This is a genomic window from Nocardia brasiliensis IFM 10847, from assembly GCF_000710915.1.
Taxonomy (GTDB): domain Bacteria; phylum Actinomycetota; class Actinomycetes; order Mycobacteriales; family Mycobacteriaceae; genus Nocardia; species Nocardia brasiliensis_A.
The window spans coordinates 19,587-35,782 of sequence record NZ_BAUA01000120.1; the positions used below are offsets into that span (position 1 = coordinate 19,587).

Here is a 16,196-nt window from a genome sequence, read left to right on the forward strand (position 1 = left end):
CGGTCAGCGTCCGTAGGAGGAGTGGGCGGGCGAGACCGACGACGAACCGACCGGCCCCTGCGGGTGCGCGTAGTGCATGGTCAGCAATCCGACGCTGATCAGCGGGTAGAGCCCGATCGTGAACCAGATCGCCTGACGCTCCAGATTCGGTGCGCGGTGCGGTGTTTCGGCCCTCTTGAACATGGTCGCCATGGCGAACTCCAATACTTCGTGACGTCTGGTGAGGCTGCGGCCCGCTGCGTGCGAGCCCGGCGCCCGCGCGCACGCGGCATCGAGTCGCGCCCGGGCCTCGGCGCGGCCGCCGGAGACGGACGCGCCTACTGCACAGGTCCGCGCCTCGTGCGCCGACCTGTCGGTCGAAGAATGTCGAAATCCGGTGCCGCGTCGGGCGATCGGCGGGCCGCTACCGGCCCGGATCGCGCGGGCAGATCAACGACGAACCGGCACAACCCGTTTCGCCGAGGCGGTCCGGCTGGAGACGTCGATACTGTCAACCGGCATCAGCCGCTCACCCCGCTTCGTTGGTTGCTCATCCACGCAGAATTGCGCACCCATAATTAGAAACCCGGTGACCGGTGTTCGTCAATCAGTTGCGCAAGTATTCGACTCCGTGCCACGCTACGGTCAGGTTGGAGGCGGACGTGACCGAACACGGCGAGCCGGACCTCATCCCGGCGGCGGAACTACAGGACGCGGCAGCGGTTTTCGGCATGCTCGCGGCTACCGCCCGGCTGCAGATCCTGTGGCTGCTGAGTCAGGACGAACGCGATGTCGGCACCCTCGCGGCCGAGATCGGTCAAACCGTACCCGCGGTCAGTCAGCATCTCGCAAAACTCCGACTGGCCGGTTTGGTGAAGATGCGCAAAGCGGGCAGACGCAATGTCTATTCGATCGCCGATTCCGGTATCGCGGATATCGTGCGCCTCGCGTTCCGGCATCACCGGCTGCGCGGCGGTGCGCTGCCGGGCTCCACCGCTGAGCGCTGACCGACCTGGAGTGAGCAAGATCGCCCCTGCTCAGGTGGCCTCGCTCGGCGTGTCTCGATATCGTCGCCTGGTCTGACCCGAGATCGATCCAGAAAAGGGGCGGTGATGAAGCCGTTCGCTGCCCGCATCGCCGGACTCGCCGCGTTCGCCGCCGTCCTGGCCGGATGCGGAACTCCCCCGCCCGATGCCGCCCCTGCCGTCGCCGCCCATCCCTACGCCGACTGCGCCCCGGTCACCACGGATCAGATCCGCGACGCCGTGCGGGCCACCGCGCTGCTCGCCCATCACACGCCGCAGGCCTGCCTCTGGGACGCCCAGATCGGCGACGGCGACGCCGGTGTCAGCTTCACCTTCTCGGCCCGGGATTCGCTCCAGCAGATCTGGGACCGCGCCCGCGCCGACGGCTTCGAGACCGAGCACATGGTGATCACCAAGCACGTGCTCGGCACAGTGACCGCCACCGCCTTCTACATCCGCAACCCGCACGACACCGGCGATTGCGCCGTCGCCGCAGCCGCCAACGGCTCCATCATCTGGCGCATCCAGAACCGCACCCAGACCACCCAGCTGAACCCCTGCGCCGCCGCCCTCCAACTGGCCACCCTCATGGTCGACCTCTCTCCTTAGCCTGATGCCGACCACACCGCTCACGGACGAAGGTGGCCCAGCAACTCGTCCGTAGCCGGGTACGGACGCTCCTGCGGCAACAGCCGGGCAGCAGAGTCGAATTCACCGGCGCCGACCAGTGCGTGGATCTCGTGGGCGAGCGGCGTCACATCATCGATGGCGACCGTCCACTCGTCCGCGTAAAGTCGTGCGGCTTGCCCGCTCAGCCCGAGTTGCAGCGATCGATGCGGCAGAGCACGCATGGCGAGATCCCGCTCGGGATCCCATTGCACCCGAGCGGGAGCTCGCTTCAGCTGACTTCGCCAGGCATCGCGGTCGGGATACCGGCCCGGCTGATAGCTCGACAGACAAGCGTGCCGTAACGCCCATTCGAAGCCGCTACGCGAGATCTGCACGGCGAGAACGGTTTCCTGGTCCGGCTTGGTACCCCAGCCGCAGCGGTACATCATCCACAGGAACGACGGCTTGATCCAGGTCATCCGATCCCGCTGCCACGCCGCGGGGAAACGCCCGTCGCGGGCAGCGGGACGGCCGATGGCCGGCGAGTACGCCTGATAGACAGTGATGGTGGATTCGGTATGAAGCGCGCGGATCTCACGCTGTGGTACTTCCATGCCGTAGAGCGTGCCGCCGGACAGCCCTGACCGCGAGCGATTTTCGGTGGGTGCGCTCAGAAGAGGAAATAGCGTTGGGCCATGGGGAGTTCGGTGGCGGGTTGTTCGGTCCAGACTTCGCCGTCGATGCGGACGGTGAAGGTGTCGGGGTCCACTTCGATGCGGGGCATGGCGTCGTTGTGCGGCATGTCGGTCTTTGTGCGGGCGCGAACGTTCTTGACCGGGGCCAGTTTTCGGTGCACGCGCAGGCGGTCGGCGAGGCCGTCCTCGATCGCCTGCTCGGAGACGAAATGCAGGGAGGTGGCGGCGGCGGCCAGCGGGGCGGCGCCGAACATGGGGCGCGGGAGCACGGGCTGCGGGGTCGGGATGGACGCGTTCGCGTCACCCATCGCGGCCCAGGCGATCGCGCCGCCCTTGAGCACGGCGTGCGGGCGCACCCCGAAGAAGGCGGGCTCCCACAGCACCAGATCGGCCAGCTTGCCGACCTCGACCGAGCCGATCTCGTGGTCCAGGCCGTGCGCGACGGCCGGGCAGATGGTGTATTTCGCGATGTAGCGCTGCACCCGGGCATTGTCGGCGGCGCCGTCGCCGGGCAGCGCGCCGCGGCGGCGTTTCATCACGTGCGCCGTCTGCCAGGTGCGCAGCACCACTTCGCCGATGCGTCCCATCGCCTGGGAATCGCTGCCGATCATGGAGATCGCCCCGAGATCGTGCAACAGATCCTCGGCGGCGATGGTGGACGGCCGGATCCGGCTCTCCGCGAACGCCAGATCCTCCGGGATGGACGCGCTGAGATGATGGCACACCATGAGCATGTCGAGATGCTCGTCGAGGGTGTTGACCGTGTGCGGGCGGGTCGGATTGGTCGAGCTGGGCAGCACGTTGAGATGCGCTGCGACCGTGATGATGTCGGGCGCGTGCCCGCCGCCCGCGCCTTCGGTGTGATAGGCGTGGATGCCGCGGCCGGCGATGGCGCCGAGGGTGTCCTCGACGAAACCGGCCTCGTTCAAGGTGTCCGAGTGCAACGCCACCTGCACCCCGGCGGCGTCGGCGACCCGCAGGCAGGCGTCGATCGCGGCCGGGGTGGACCCCCAGTCCTCGTGCAGCTTGAAACCGGCCGCGCCGGCGCGCAATTGTTCCCACATGGCGTCGGCGCTGACCGTGTTGCCCTTGCCGAGCAGCACGATGTTCAGCGGCCACCCGTCGGTGGCCTCCAGCATGCGGGCCAGATGCCACGCGCCGGGCGTGACCGTGGTGGCCTTGCTTCCTTCGGCCGGGCCGGTGCCGCCGCCGATCAGGGTGGTGATGCCGCCGCCGAGCGCCTCGTCCATCAGCTGCGGGCAGATGAAGTGCACATGGCAGTCGATCGCACCCGCGGTGAGGATACGACCGTTGCCGGAGATGATCTCGGTGGACGGGCCGACGACGAGGTCGGGATGCACACCGCTCATCGTGTCGGGATTGCCCGCCTTGCCGATGCCGCAGATGCGTCCGTCACGGATGCCGATGTCGGCCTTGATGATTCCCCAGTGGTCGATGATCACCGCACCGGTGATCACGGTGTCCGGCGCGCCGTCGGCGCGGGTGGCGCGTGACTGCCCCATCGACTCGCGCAGTACCTTGCCGCCGCCGAAGACGGCCTCCTCACCCGCGAGACCAGGCCCGCCGCTGCGGTCTTCGGTGATCTCGATCAACAGATCGGTGTCGGCCAACCGGATCCGGTCACCGGTGGTCGGGCCGAAGAGCTCCGCGTACCGGGCCCGGCTCAGTTCGGTCACGATGCCTCCTCGGTCCGGCGCGCATCCGAGTCGACGGACGAATCCTGGTGCGGCACAGCTTCGATGTCGTTGCTCACTGGACGTCCAACCGGCCCGGCGGGTTCGCGCTGATGCCGTGCACCTCGCGGGTGCCACCCAGCGGCACCAGTGAAACACGCTGCCCGAGACCGGGTTCGAAGCGCACCGCGGTACCCGCAGGAATATCGAGCCGGTGGCCGTGCGCCGCCACCCGGTCGAAGCGCAGCGCGGCGTTCGCCTGCGGGAAATGCACATGGCTGCCGACCTGCACCGGCCGGTCGCCGGTATTGACCACGTCGAGTTCGATTCGGGTCGCACCCGCGTTCAACGCGATAGTCCCCGCCGCGCAGAGGTATTCACCGGGAATCATGCTGCGCGTCCTTCTAGGCGATCGGGTGGTGGACGGTGACGAGCTTGGTGCCGTCCGGAAAGGTGGCCTCGACCTGGACGTCGTGGATCATCTCCGGCACGCCGTCCATCACATCCGCGCGCGCGAGCACCGTGCGCCCGGACGACATCAGTTCGGCGACCGAGCGACCGTCGCGCGCGCCCTCGAGCACGTGATCGGTGATCAGCGCGACGGCCTCGGGATGGTTGAGCTTGAGTCCGCGCGCCTGCCTGCGCCGGGCCAGTTCGGCCGCATAGCTCAGCAGCAGCCGTTCCTGCTCGTGCGGGGACAGGCGCATCCGGGCTCCTCACCGGGTCGGGTTGTCAGGGTGACGGTTATTCTGGCACGCCCGTTCCGGCGGCGCGGCGCGAGCGCCCGCTCAACGCTCGGCGGGCAGGTTCTGCAACCGCACCTGACCCCGGGCCACCACGCGCTGCTGGTCGTCGGTGATCACCACGACCCACAGCTGTTGCAGCCGGCCGCGATGGATCGGCGTCGCTTCGCCATAGAGCACGCCCTCGCGCACCGCCCGCAGGAAATCGGTGTTGTTGTTGATGCCGACGACAGTGCCGCGCCCGCCGTACCAGATGCCGCCACCGACGCTGGCCAGCGTTTCGATGACGGTGCAGTACACGCCGCCGTTCTGGATGCCGGCGGGCTGGTGCAGCCGCGGCGCGACAGACCACTCGCCACGCACCCGATCAGGGGTGGTCTCGGTGTAGCGCAGGCCGATCAGGTCGGTGAAGGTTCCCTCGCTCGCCTTCGTCATCAACTCGGGGGTGATGTCCGCCATGAACTCACCCATGGTGGTCTGCTGCTCTGTCATGCCGTCCACTTTTGCACAGCGTTAGCCGAGGATCTCCGCTGGCTCAACTGCCCGCCAGCGTGACCGCCCGGCCGTGCAGCGGCTGCGTCGGACGGTTGCTGTGCGCGAACAACGTCCGATAGTGATCGACACCGGCGGACCCCACCGCGACCGGATGCTCGAGCACGGTCCAGGAGACGCCTTCACTACAGGGCGGCGTGGTGAGCGAGCCGCGATACCGGAACTGGTCCAGATCGGCGGGCAGCAGGGCTGGCAGATCGAGACCGGCGGCCGCGACCGGAGCACCCGTCGCCGCCGGTGCGGCCGCGAGGATCGGGTCGAGGGGCGAGGGTCCGGCGGCGGCCTGCAGCAGCACGCCCAGCACCGCCAGGGCGCCCGCACCGTTCTTGTGCACGAGGTGCAACTCCATCGCGGTGCCCGCGCCGTCGACGGTGTGTTCGCTCGGCAGGTGGAAGTGGAACTGGGCCAGTTCGAACTCCGCGCCCCCGATGACGAGCCGATTCCCGTTGCCTGCGGGCAGATTCGCCTGCACGGTGTGCCCGTTGTTCACCAGTTCGAGCGCGGGCACCGTCGTGTAGTCGATGTCGATGTGGTCGTCCGGTTCGAGCCGGGTGTGGCTCGGCAGGTCGATCGGCGACTGTTCGTGGCCGTTCTGACAGGTCAGGTAAGCGTGGTCGAGGTCGGCCCAGTGGTCGGGGCCTTCGGCGTCGTAATCCCAGTGCGGGCCGCTCGGTGCCGCCACGTGACCGCGTAATTGCGGATCGTGGCCACCGCACGCGGATACGAGCAGCAGCGCCGCCGCGGCGGTGAGGCCTGCGAGACAACGACGACGCGAGAATTCTCGGACGAGCACCCGGCACACTCCTCGGCACGCGATGAGTAGCCGAGAAGGTTTGCGGGACAGCGCAAACGGACGGTCGGCGACTCGAAATCGGACGAATCCCCCAGGGGTTCAGGAGGATTCACGTCCGTGACGGCGTCCGACACTAGACCCGGAAATTCGCGCCACGCCAGAGGCGAACCGAGCGACATAGGTCACAGCAGACAGAGCTGAGGGCCCCACCCGGAGGTGAGGCCCTCAGCGGCACTGGATCGGGGGTCACCGCAGCCCTCGGGACTCTCGCTCAATCCTTACGCCGGTTATGAGTATAGGTCAGGCTTACCTAAGTAAGCAAGCCCGTCGTGCGACGCACCGGCAATCCCCGGCGCTCCAGCGCCGCCAACAGGCCTTGACCACGCCGGGTGCCGACCACCGCGTCGGTCCGCGCCAGATCCGGCACGTAAGTCGAAGCGCCCGCGATGGATTCGCCGACGAGCTGCCAGAAGCGCCGCGGGTTCAGACCCGAGTACCGAGCCATGCTCGACTGGATGAGCGTCAGCGAGGGTTCGCACCGATGCGCGAGCCAGACGTACATCGCCCCCTCGCACGGCAGCGCCACCACACCCGGCTCACGCGCCAGCGCATCGCCGTCGACCACGCGAATCGTGGTGTCGCCCAGGCCCGCCCAATCGATGCCGCCGTCGTTGTCGGTGTGGATCCACAGGTTCTCCAGTCCCGGATCCCAGGCTCGCCCTTCCGAGACCAGCAGCGCGGTCACCCGGCCGACCACCGCGTGGATGAGCGCGGTGGCCACCACCTCCGCCGCCACGTCGGCGCGGATCATCTCGGCCGCGTGCCGCCGATACATCAGCTCGATGCGCCCCTCACGCACCCCGTCGGCCAATCGCCACCAGCGCCGCTTGCCCTGCTCCGCCATCGCCGCCACCGCGTACACGCGCGGATGTTCAGGTTGCAACGCGCGCAACCTGGCACCGGCATGATCGAACGCCATGGTCGTATGGCGTGGCGGGCAGGTGGTCATGAGCTCGGGCATTGCGCGAACCTCCTGAGGGGTTGGCCGTCGCGGTGGGTACAGCAAGATAGGTTAGGCTTACCAGACCAACCAGTACTGTGCCAGACCGAATCAGGAGTAGTTCGTCACCGTGACCACGCTTGGGACCGCACGGCGGCGGCGACTGACCGGACTCCTCGTCCTGACCGCCCTGCTCCTGCTCACCGTGATCGCGAGCGTCGCGATCGGGACCAGGTCGCTCTCGCCCGGCACCGTCTACGACGCCGTGCAGCACGCCGTCACCTGCGCGGGCGGGCCGTTCAACTGCTCCGCCGGATCCACCGCCGAGGAAATCGTACGAGGGCTCCGGCTGCCTCGCACGGCACTGGCCCTCGTCACGGGCGTGGCGCTCGGCATGGCGGGCGCGCTGATCCAGGGCTACACCCGCAACCCGCTCGCCGACGCCGGCCTGCTCGGATTGAACGCGGGCGCTGGGTTTTTCGCCGCGCTCAGCATCTACCTCTTCGGCCTCACCACGCCCAACCAGTACATCTGGTTCGCGTTCGTCGGGGCGTTGCTGGCCGGGGTCGTCGTGTTCGGCGCCTCGGCCGTCGGCGGCGGCAAGGCCAGCCCGCTCAGCCTGGTACTGGCCGGCGCGGCCGTCACCGCCTTCCTGCAAGCCATGACCCAGGCCGTGGTCCTGCTGGACGCCACGGCGCTGGACACCTACCGCTTCTGGGTGGTCGGCACCATCGCGGGCCGCGACGCCACGGTGCTGTGGCAGGTGCTGCCGTTCCTGGCGTTCGGCGTCCTGCTCGCCGTGCTCGCCTCGCCCGGATTGAACCTGTTGAGTCTCGGCGACGAGGTGGCACGCGGACTGGGCGTGAACATCGGCCGCAGCCGCGCCCTCGGGCTGGCCGCGGTGGTGCTGCTGTCCGGCGCGGCCACCGCGGCGGTCGGGCCGATCGCTTTTCTCGGTTTGATCGTGCCGCATATCGCCCGCGTCGTGACCGGACCCGACTTCCGTTGGATGATCCCCTATTCCGGGTTGATCGGCGCGATCCTGCTGATGGTCGCCGATATCGTCGGGCGGGTGGTCGCCCGCCCCGGTGAACTCCAGGTCGGCGTCATGCTCGCCGTGATCGGCGCGCCCTGCTTCATCGCGTTCGTGCGCCGTCGAAAGCTGGTGAGCCTGTGACCGTCTCGTTGAAAACCCGGAGCGCGAGACCGGCCCTGCGGGTCGGACCGGTCTCGCTGGTGCTGCGCCCGGCCATGGTGCTGATCGTCGTCGCGCTGGCCGCGGCGATGCTGGTGCTGTTCTGCCTCGACATCGCCACCGGCGACTCGCATATCCCGCTCGGCCGGGTGCTCGACGTGTTGTCCGGCGGCGGCACCCGATCGCAGCGCTTCATCGTCCTGGACTCGCGCCTGCCCCGGGCGCTGACCGCCCTGGTCGTCGGTGCGGCCCTTGGCCTTTCGGGCGCGATCACGCAGTCGATCCTGCACAACCCGCTGGCCGCGCCGGACATGCTCGGCATCACCACGGGCGCCAGCCTCGGCGCGGTGACGGTGATCGTCGGCGCGGGCGGCACCGGCCTGGCCGCGACCATCGGCGCACCACTGGCCGCGCTGGCCGGTGGCCTGCTCACCGCCGCGGCCATCTATCTACTGGCCTGGGGACGCAGCGCGACCGGTGATCAGGGCGTCACCGGACTGCGGCTGGTCCTGGTCGGCGTCGGCCTCAATGCCGTGCTGCTGGCGGGCATCAGCTGGTTGATCACCCGGGCCACGCTGCAGGACGCGCAGCTGGTCCAGTTGTGGCTCAACGGATCTCTCAACAACGCCGATCGATCCCGTGTGGTCCCAGCGGCATTGGCGCTCGCGGTGGTGGTACTGGTTGCGCTCGGCTCGGCCCGCACGCTGGCGGCGCTGCGGCTCGGCACCGACACGACCCGATCGCTCGGCGTGCGCATCCAGACCCAGCAGGCGATCCTGATCGGCGCGGCGGTGGTCAGCTCCTCGGTGGCGACCGCGGCCGTCGGGCCGGTGGCCTTCGTCGCGCTGGCCGCCCCGCAGATCGCCCGCCGACTGCTGCGCACCCCCGGCGAACCGCTGATCGGGTCGGCGCTCGTCGGTGCCATCCTGGTGGTCGGCGCGGATATCGCGTCCCGCTCGGTGTTCCCCGCCGACCTGCCGGTGGGCATCGTCACCGCCGGGCTCGGCGGCCCGTTCTTGCTCTATCTGCTCGTGCGAATGAATCGGAAGGCGACGCTGTCATGACCACAGATGCCGCGGACGGCAGGCAGCCGGCTCGGCTCGCCGCCGTCGACGTCAGCCTCGGCTACGGCGACCGGGTGATCGTCGACGGACTCACCCTCGACATCGCCCCCGGCGTGATCACCACCGTGATCGGCCCGAACGGATGCGGCAAGTCGACCCTGCTGCGTTCGCTCGGCCGGCTGCTGCGCCCGCAGCAGGGCCGAGTGCTGTTGGACGGCAAGGCTATTTCGACGATGAAGACCAAGGACGTGGCCCGGGTGATCGGCATGCTGCCGCAGTCGCCGGTCGCACCCGAGGGCCTCACCGTCGCCGATCTCGTCGCGCGCGGCCGGCACCCGCACCAGTCCTGGTTCCGGCAGTGGTCGGTGGACGACGAGGCCGAGGTGATGACCGCGCTCGAGCAGACCGGCATCGCCGATCTCGCCGATCGCGCGCTCGACGAGTTGTCCGGCGGCCAGCGCCAGCGCGCCTGGATCTCGATGGCGCTCGCGCAGGGCACCGACATCCTGCTGCTCGACGAGCCGACCACCTACCTCGACCTCGCGCACGCGGTGGACGTGCTCGACCTGGTCGACCGGCTGCACGCCGAGCTGGGCCGCACGGTGGTGATGGTGCTGCACGATCTGAATCTGGCGATCCGCTACAGCGACGAGCTGATCGTCATGCGCGACGGCCGGATCCTCGCGCAGGGCCGTCCCGCCGACATCATCGACGTGCAGTTGCTGCGCGAGGTCTTCGATCTGGATGCCTCGGTGCTGCCGGATCCGGTGTCCGGCCGGCCCATGATCGTGCCGATCGGCACCCGGCATGTGGTGGGTAAAGCAGGTGGGCCTGCTATGTCCAAATCCGCCGCATATGACAAATGACACACCAGCTATTCCATAGTTACGACACCGTGTAGTACGCATCGGCGTCGTTGAGTCCCTAAAATTGTGGGATGGCAGGACTTGGTGAACTCGAGAAAGCGGTCATGGACCAATTGTGGTCAACCGACGAACCGCAGACCGTCCGGCAGGTGCACGAGGCACTGGCCGCACGCCGCGAGCTCGCGTACACCACGGTGATGACAGTGCTGCAGCGACTCGCGAAGAAGAACCTCGTGGTCCAGCAGCGCGACGACCGCGCGCACCGGTACGCGCCGGTGCACACCCGCGACGAGCTCGTGGCCAGTTTGATGGTCGACGCGCTGCAGCAGGCCGACGCCGCGGGCAGCCGCGCCGCGGCCCTGGTGCACTTCGTCGAACAGGTCGGCAAGGACGAGGCTGCCGCACTGCGGGAGGCACTCGCTAAGCTCGAAGCATCCGAGGACACACCGCCACCGCAGTAGACTCCTCGCGACCTTGCCCCCAACGCAGTGAGCTGAGTCGATGAACGCAACCGCGCCGGTATTCGCCGGTCTCGCATTGCTTCTCGCGGGGCCTGCCCCGGCCCTGCTCAGCCGGGCGACCTGGACATACCGGACGCCCCGCGCAGCAGTCGTGCTCTGGCAGGCGATCGCGCTGGCCGCCGTGCTCAGCGCGTTCGGCTCCGGCTTGGCCATCGCGGCCGAACTGCTCGTGCCGGGTTCGGACGGGCGGCCCACCACCTCCCCCACCCGAGAGATCGACGCGCTGGGTCTGCCGCTGTGGCTCGCCTACGTTTTCGTGTTCATGCTCACACTGCTGGTCGGCGCGCGGCTCATCTACGCGATCGTCCGGGTCGGCGTGCACACCCGTCGGCGCCGCGCCCGGCACCGGATGCTCGTCGACCTGCTCGACCAGAGCGGCCCGCACCGGCGCGCCGCCGATATCCGCGTGCTCGCCGCCACCGAGCCGATCGCCTACTGCCTGCCCGGCCTGCGCCAGCGCGTGGTGATCAGCGAGGGCACGCTGACCAACCTGGACGACGCCGAGATCACCGCGATCGTCAGCCACGAGCGTTCGCACCTGCGCGCCCGGCACGACCTGGTGCTCGAGGCGTTCACCGCGGTGCACGAGGCATTTCCCCGGGTGGTGCGCAGCAAGGCCGCGCTCGGTTCGGTGAAACTGCTGATCGAACTACTCGCCGACGATTCCGCGGTGAAGGTGACCGGCCCAAACCGCTGGCCCGCGCCCTGGTCGCCTGTTCCAAGTCGACCGCCCCGCAGGCGCGCTCGCCGCGGGCGGACCCACCACGCTCATCCGCATCCAGCGGCTCACCGGCCGGATCGGGGACGTGCGTGTGGCCAGCGCCGCCTACCTCGGTTCCGCGGCCATTCTGGTCGTGCCGACCCTGGCCGTCGCGGTACCTTGGCTGGTCGAATTGAGTCGGCTGTTCCGCGGCTGAACTCATAGGACGTATCCTGGACACTTGGCCTACCGAACGGTCGGCCGCATCGCCCCTTCGCGCTGCACCCCGAAACCCTCTGTCCGCAGCGCGCGCTGCACCGTAGCGTGCACCGCCCCGACCCACTCTGCACAGCGTGTTCTGCTCTGCGAACACGCCGTCTTACGAAAGGCACACACCACTCGTGACCCCCTCGACCACCGTCGCCGCGGCGCCCACCGTGTCATTTACGGACCTGGGCCTGCCCGCCGTGCTCGTACAGGCACTGCGGCGCGACGGCATCGAGGCACCGTTCCCCATTCAGGCCGCAACGGTGCCGGACGCCCTGGCGGGCAAGGATGTGCTCGGCCGCGGCCCGACCGGATCCGGCAAGACCCTCGCCTTCGGACTGCCCATGCTGGCCCGCCTCGCCGGCGCCGCATCCCAGCCGGGCCGCCCCCGCGGTCTGGTGCTGGTGCCCACCCGTGAGCTGGCCGCGCAGATCGAACGTTCGCTGGACGCACCGGCTCTCGCTCTCGGCCTGCGGGTCGCCTCGGTGGTCGGCGGCGCGCCGATCAAGCGGCAGGCCGACCGCCTCGCCCGCGGCGTCGATCTGCTGATCGCCACCCCGGGCCGGCTCGCCGATCTGGTGACGCAACGCTGCGCCTCGCTCGCCGACGTGCGGATCACCGCGCTCGACGAGGCCGATCACATGGCCGACATGGGCTTCCTGCCGCAGGTCACCAAGCTGCTCGACCAGACCCCGAAAGACGGTCAGCGCCTGCTGTTCTCGGCGACGCTGGACGGCGAGGTGGACAAGCTCGTCAAGCGCTACCTGCGCTCCCCCGTCACGCATTCGACCGCACCGCCCGCCGCGTCGGTCGCGACGATGACCCACCATCTGCTCTTCGTGCGCGACAAGCTCGTCAAGCGCGCCGTCGCGTCCGAGATCGCCGCGCGCGAGGGCCTGACCATCATGTTCGTCCGCACCAAGCACGGCGCGGACCGGCTGGCCAAGCAGCTGCGCGGGGTCGGCATCCCGGCCGGTGCGCTGCACGGCGGCAAGGCGCAGAACAACCGGACCCGCACGCTCGCGGCCTTCGCCGACGGCTCGGTACCGGTGCTGGTCACCACCGACGTCGCCGCGCGCGGCATCCACGTCGACGGCATTTCCCTTGTGGTGCACGTCGATCCGCCCGCGGAGTCGAAGGCCTACCTGCATCGCGCGGGCCGCACCGCACGGGCCGGTGAGGACGGCGTGGTCGTCACGCTGGTGATGGACGAGGAGCGGCGCGACGTCGAGTCGATGACCCGCAAAGCCGGCGTCGACATCAAGGGCGTCGCGGTGCGCCCCGGCGACCGCACCCTGATCGAGATCACCGGCGCGCGTCAGCCCTCCGGCGTTCCGGTCGCCGCGCCCACACCGCCGAAGCAGGTTGCGGCCGAGGGTGGTTCGAAGACCGGGACCGGCCGTCGCCGTGCCGGGTCCGCCGGCCGCGGCGCGGCCGCCGCCGGGTCCACGGGCCGTCCGGCCCGTGCCGGTCGCTCAGGAGCCGCCTCAGGGCGTGGCACGGACGGCCGCAGCGCCGGTACCGGCAAGGGTCTCGGCGACGACGCGACGACCGCACGGACGAACAGCGGCCGGGGCGAAGGCTCCGGCAAGGGCTTCGCGCGACGCGACGACGGCGCCACCCGTTCCGGCGCGGGGGCCACCGGGCGCGGCGAAGGCTCGGGAAGGTCAGGCATCGGCCGCAGCGGGTCCGCCGGCCGTGGCGCGGCCTCGGCCAAGATCGGCGCAGGTCGCGGCGCCGCGCCGGCGAGCGCGAACCGAAACGCCGCGGGCGCGGCCGGATTCGCGGGTACCGGTGCCCGGTCCGGCACGAACAGCGGCGGCGACACGCCCGGCAGGGCACGGCGACGCGCCGTGCGCCCGGAACGTGCGCCGAGCACCCGCAACCGCGGGGCAAACTAGCGGTCGTGACCGGCCATCCGGTGGGCGCCGTCGCCTGCGCACTGCTCGCCGCGCTGTTCTTCGCCGTGGCGGCGGTGGCGCAGCAGCGGGCGGCCGCGGCGGTGCCCGACGATGTGCCGCTCGTCCGGGCGCTGTTGAGCAATCCGCGGTGGTGGGCCGGTGTGGTCGGCGATATCGGCGGCTACGCGATGCAGGTGGCCGCGCTCGCACTGGGCGCGGTCCTGCTCGTACAACCGATCCTGGTGAGCGCCTTGGTGTTCGCGCTACCGCTGGCCGCGCGGCTGAACGAACGCCGAATCTCGGCCCGCACCTGGGCGATCGCGCTCGCACTGGTGGCCGCACTGGTCGTGTTTCTGGTCGTCGGTAACCCGTCCGAGGGGAATACCACTGCACCGCTGCATGATTGGCTGATCCCGCTGGTCGTCCTGGTGGCCCTGGCAGGTATCGCGGTCGCGGTCGGCCTCCGATCCGCCGATACCGGCCGGCGCGCACTGCTGCTCGGCGCCGCGAGTGGTTCGCTCTACGGCTTGGCCGCCGCGCTCACCTCTTACGTCACGGATCTGTTCGAACACGGCCCGCTCGAGGTGCTGACCAGCTGGCAGACCTGGGCGCTGATCGCCGCCGGGATAGCCGGGGTCTACCTGCAGCAGAAGGCATTCCAAGCCGGTTCGCTCGCGGCATCGCTGCCCGCGGTCACCATCGCCGAGCCACTCGCGGCGGCCTTCGTCGGCGTCACCGTGCTCGACGAGCGCTTCCGCACCAACGGTTTCGGGTTGCTGGTCACCGTGCTGGCCGTGCTCGTCATGTGCGGCGCCACGATCAGCCTGTCGCGCTCGCAGGCCGCGGCCTGACTCAGCACAGCTCACACCGTCCGGGCGCACCGCGACACGCCCGAGGCGCGGGTTGTGAGGTTCGTCTCGGCCGAATGCCGGCGGATTGCGCACCACCGCCCGGACTTGGTTATCATCGGTTAAGTGCAGTTTCTCCCTGGCCATCAGCCGCCGTATGACCTGACCTACGACGACATCTTTCTCGTCCCCAACCGGACGGATGTCGCCTCCAGGTTCGATGTCGACCTCTCCACCGTCGACGGCACCGGCACCACCATTCCCATCGTCGTGGCCAATATGACCGCGGTCGCGGGACGCCGCATGGCCGAGACCGTCGCCCGTCGCGGCGGCATCGTCGTGTTGCCGCAGGATCTGCCGATCAGCGCGGCCGCCGACACCATCGCCTTCGTCAAGAGCCGCTCGCTCACCGCCGACACCCCGGTCACCCTCGATCCGGAGCGCTCGGTGTCCGAGGCCGTCGCCCTGATGCACAAGCGCGCCCACGGCGCCGTCGTCGTGGTCGAGGCGGGCCGCCCGGTCGGCGTCGTCACCGAGGCCTCGTGCACCGATGTCGACCGCTTCGCCCGGCTGCGCGACGTCGCGATCACCGATTTCGTCCAGGCTCCGGCCAGCACCTCACCGCGCGAAATCTTCGAGCTGCTCGAGGCCGGGCACGCCCAGCTCGCGGTGCTCACTGCCGCGGACGGCACCCTGGCCGGCGTGATGACCCGCACCGGTTCGGTGCGCGCCGGGATCTACCAACCCGCCGTCGACGACCGCAACCAGCTGCGCGTCGCCGCCGCGGTGGGCATCAACGGCGACGTGGTCGCCAAGGCCAAGGCCCTCGTCGACGCCGGCGCCGACGTGCTGGTCATGGACACCGCGCACGGCCACCAGGCCAAGATGCTCGAATCCCTCAGCGCCGTGCGCGATCTCGCCCTCGGCGTGCCGCTGGTTGCGGGCAATGTGGTCTCCGCGCAGGGCACCCGTGACCTCGCCGCCGCAGGCGCCGACATCATCAAGGTCGGAGTCGGCCCCGGCGCCATGTGCACCACCCGCATGATGACCGGCGTCGGCCGCCCGCAGTTCTCCGCGGTGGCCGAATGCGCTGCCGCCGCAAAGGAACTCGGCGTGCACATCTGGGCGGACGGCGGCGTGCGGCACCCGCGCGACGTCGCCCTCGCGCTGGCCGCGGGCGCGTCCAACGTGATGATCGGCTCCTGGTTCGCCGGCACTTACGAGTCCCCGGGCGACCTGCGCGTCGACCGCGACGGCAACGCGTACAAGGAAAGCTTCGGCATGGCCTCCAAGCGCGCCGTCGCCGCGCGTACCGCCTCCGACAGCGGCTTCGACCGCGCCCGCAAGGCCCTGTTCGAGGAGGGCATCTCCAGCTCGCGTATGCGGCTGGACCCCGAACGCCCGGGCGTCGAGGACCTCATCGACCACATTTGCTCCGGCGTGCGCAGCGCGTGCACCTACGCGGGTGCGCGCAGTCTCGCGGAACTGCACGACAAGGCAGTGCTCGGTGTGCAGTCGGCCGCCGGATTCGCCGAGGGCCGGCCGCTGCCCAGCGGTTGGTGAGCACCGTTCCCTGAGACACCCGCCCGGCACGGCGTCCGACACGCCCGTGCCGGGACACCCACCGGCCCACGCGTTCCACGACGTGGGCCGGTAACATGGGAGTTGCCGGCCTCCGGCAGCACATCACCGGCTTCGCGAAAGGATCCAGTTGTCACCCGCGTCCAAGGGCGCAGCACAGGAG

Annotated in this window: 16 protein-coding genes and 2 pseudogenes; 10 read left to right on the plus strand and 8 right to left on the minus strand. The window is 69.8% G+C overall.

Features of this window, described 5'->3' with window-relative positions; translation table 11 throughout:
• Window positions 1-3: 3 nt before the first annotated feature.
• Window positions 4-192, minus strand: coding sequence for a hypothetical protein (locus NBRGI_RS26025; RefSeq protein ID WP_148310954.1), 189 nt, complete (start codon window positions 190-192; stop codon window positions 4-6).
• A 449-nt stretch (window positions 193-641) separates the two neighbouring features.
• Between NBRGI_RS26025 and NBRGI_RS26030 the strand changes: the two genes are divergently transcribed.
• A complete protein-coding gene (locus tag NBRGI_RS26030; protein ID WP_235211104.1) occupies window positions 642-986 on the plus strand; it encodes an ArsR/SmtB family transcription factor in 345 nt (114 codons plus the stop codon).
• Between the two features lie 105 nt (window positions 987-1,091).
• A complete protein-coding gene (locus tag NBRGI_RS26035; RefSeq protein WP_029899844.1) occupies window positions 1,092-1,613 on the plus strand; it encodes a DUF3558 family protein in 522 nt (173 codons plus the stop codon).
• Between the two features lie 20 nt (window positions 1,614-1,633).
• Here NBRGI_RS26035 and NBRGI_RS26040 read toward each other — a convergent pair whose 3' ends face one another.
• From NBRGI_RS26040 to NBRGI_RS26075, 7 genes are all read right to left on the minus strand, one after another.
• The gene (locus NBRGI_RS26040; RefSeq protein ID WP_029899845.1) at window positions 1,634-2,227 is read right to left on the minus strand and encodes a DUF4291 domain-containing protein; all 594 of its coding nucleotides are present in this window, start codon (window positions 2,225-2,227) and stop codon (window positions 1,634-1,636) included.
• A gap of 56 nt (window positions 2,228-2,283) precedes the next feature.
• Window positions 2,284-4,005, minus strand: a complete 1,722-nt coding sequence (locus NBRGI_RS26045) for an urease subunit alpha (protein ID WP_029899846.1) — start codon at window positions 4,003-4,005, stop codon at window positions 2,284-2,286.
• 73 nt (window positions 4,006-4,078) lie between these two features.
• Window positions 4,079-4,393, minus strand: a complete 315-nt coding sequence (locus NBRGI_RS26055) for an urease subunit beta (RefSeq protein ID WP_029899847.1) — start codon at window positions 4,391-4,393, stop codon at window positions 4,079-4,081.
• A gap of 13 nt (window positions 4,394-4,406) precedes the next feature.
• Window positions 4,407-4,709, minus strand: coding sequence for an urease subunit gamma (locus NBRGI_RS26060; RefSeq protein ID WP_014984739.1), 303 nt, complete (start codon window positions 4,707-4,709; stop codon window positions 4,407-4,409).
• Window positions 4,710-4,790: 81 nt separating this feature from the next.
• The gene (locus tag NBRGI_RS26065; protein WP_029899848.1) at window positions 4,791-5,237 is read right to left on the minus strand and encodes a PaaI family thioesterase; all 447 of its coding nucleotides are present in this window, start codon (window positions 5,235-5,237) and stop codon (window positions 4,791-4,793) included.
• Window positions 5,238-5,280: 43 nt separating this feature from the next.
• The gene (locus tag NBRGI_RS26070) at window positions 5,281-6,090 is read right to left on the minus strand and encodes a carbonic anhydrase (RefSeq protein ID WP_029899849.1); all 810 of its coding nucleotides are present in this window, start codon (window positions 6,088-6,090) and stop codon (window positions 5,281-5,283) included.
• A gap of 310 nt (window positions 6,091-6,400) precedes the next feature.
• Window positions 6,401-7,111: a hypothetical protein gene (locus NBRGI_RS26075; RefSeq protein ID WP_029899850.1), complete on the minus strand. Its 711-nt coding sequence runs from the start codon at window positions 7,109-7,111 to the stop codon at window positions 6,401-6,403.
• 109 nt (window positions 7,112-7,220) lie between these two features.
• Between NBRGI_RS26075 and NBRGI_RS26080 the strand changes: the two genes are divergently transcribed.
• The 8 genes and pseudogenes from NBRGI_RS26080 to NBRGI_RS26115 all read left to right on the plus strand — a co-directional run bounded on the left by NBRGI_RS26080 (window position 7,221) and on the right by NBRGI_RS26115 (window position 16,015).
• Entirely contained in the window at window positions 7,221-8,267 is a 1,047-nt protein-coding gene (locus NBRGI_RS26080) for a FecCD family ABC transporter permease (protein ID WP_029899851.1), read from the plus strand.
• Window positions 8,264-9,349, plus strand: a complete 1,086-nt coding sequence (locus NBRGI_RS26085; protein ID WP_029899852.1) for a FecCD family ABC transporter permease — start codon at window positions 8,264-8,266, stop codon at window positions 9,347-9,349. Before NBRGI_RS26080 ends, NBRGI_RS26085 begins: the two co-directional genes overlap by 4 nt.
• On the plus strand, window positions 9,346-10,215 hold the full coding sequence (locus NBRGI_RS26090; protein WP_029899853.1) for an ABC transporter ATP-binding protein: 870 nt from the start codon (window positions 9,346-9,348) through the stop codon (window positions 10,213-10,215). Before NBRGI_RS26085 ends, NBRGI_RS26090 begins: the two co-directional genes overlap by 4 nt.
• A 71-nt stretch (window positions 10,216-10,286) precedes the next feature.
• Window positions 10,287-10,676 (plus strand): BlaI/MecI/CopY family transcriptional regulator, encoded by a 390-nt coding sequence (locus NBRGI_RS26095; protein WP_029899854.1) that lies wholly within the window; start codon window positions 10,287-10,289, stop codon window positions 10,674-10,676.
• A 40-nt stretch (window positions 10,677-10,716) separates the two neighbouring features.
• Window positions 10,717-11,653: pseudogene (locus NBRGI_RS44245) on the plus strand (M48 family metalloprotease).
• 220 nt (window positions 11,654-11,873) lie between these two features.
• Window positions 11,874-13,166: pseudogene (locus NBRGI_RS44250) on the plus strand (DEAD/DEAH box helicase); the annotation flags it as partial.
• Between the two features lie 443 nt (window positions 13,167-13,609).
• A complete protein-coding gene (locus NBRGI_RS26110) occupies window positions 13,610-14,455 on the plus strand; it encodes a DMT family transporter (RefSeq protein ID WP_029899856.1) in 846 nt (281 codons plus the stop codon).
• Window positions 14,456-14,578: 123 nt separating this feature from the next.
• Window positions 14,579-16,015 (plus strand): GuaB1 family IMP dehydrogenase-related protein, encoded by a 1,437-nt coding sequence (locus tag NBRGI_RS26115; RefSeq protein WP_029899857.1) that lies wholly within the window; start codon window positions 14,579-14,581, stop codon window positions 16,013-16,015.
• The last annotated feature ends 181 nt before the right edge of the window (window positions 16,016-16,196 follow it).

What these genes read in the sequence shown, in the direction of transcription:
- NBRGI_RS26055 (WP_029899847.1), bottom strand. Translation starts at nt 4,393, where the DNA reads ATGATTCCCGGTGAATACCTCTGCGCGGCGGGGACTATCGCGTTGAAC.
- NBRGI_RS26090 (WP_029899853.1), top strand. Translation starts at nt 9,346, where the DNA reads ATGACCACAGATGCCGCGGACGGCAGGCAGCCGGCTCGGCTCGCCGCC.
- NBRGI_RS26095 (WP_029899854.1), top strand. Translation starts at nt 10,287, where the DNA reads ATGGCAGGACTTGGTGAACTCGAGAAAGCGGTCATGGACCAATTGTGG.
- NBRGI_RS26060 (WP_014984739.1), bottom strand. Translation starts at nt 4,709, where the DNA reads ATGCGCCTGTCCCCGCACGAGCAGGAACGGCTGCTGCTGAGCTATGCG.
- NBRGI_RS26025 (WP_148310954.1), bottom strand. Translation starts at nt 192, where the DNA reads ATGGCGACCATGTTCAAGAGGGCCGAAACACCGCACCGCGCACCGAAT.
- NBRGI_RS26035 (WP_029899844.1), top strand. Translation starts at nt 1,092, where the DNA reads ATGAAGCCGTTCGCTGCCCGCATCGCCGGACTCGCCGCGTTCGCCGCC.
- NBRGI_RS26075 (WP_029899850.1), bottom strand. Translation starts at nt 7,111, where the DNA reads ATGCCCGAGCTCATGACCACCTGCCCGCCACGCCATACGACCATGGCG.
- NBRGI_RS26065 (WP_029899848.1), bottom strand. Translation starts at nt 5,237, where the DNA reads ATGACAGAGCAGCAGACCACCATGGGTGAGTTCATGGCGGACATCACC.
- NBRGI_RS26040 (WP_029899845.1), bottom strand. Translation starts at nt 2,227, where the DNA reads ATGGAAGTACCACAGCGTGAGATCCGCGCGCTTCATACCGAATCCACC.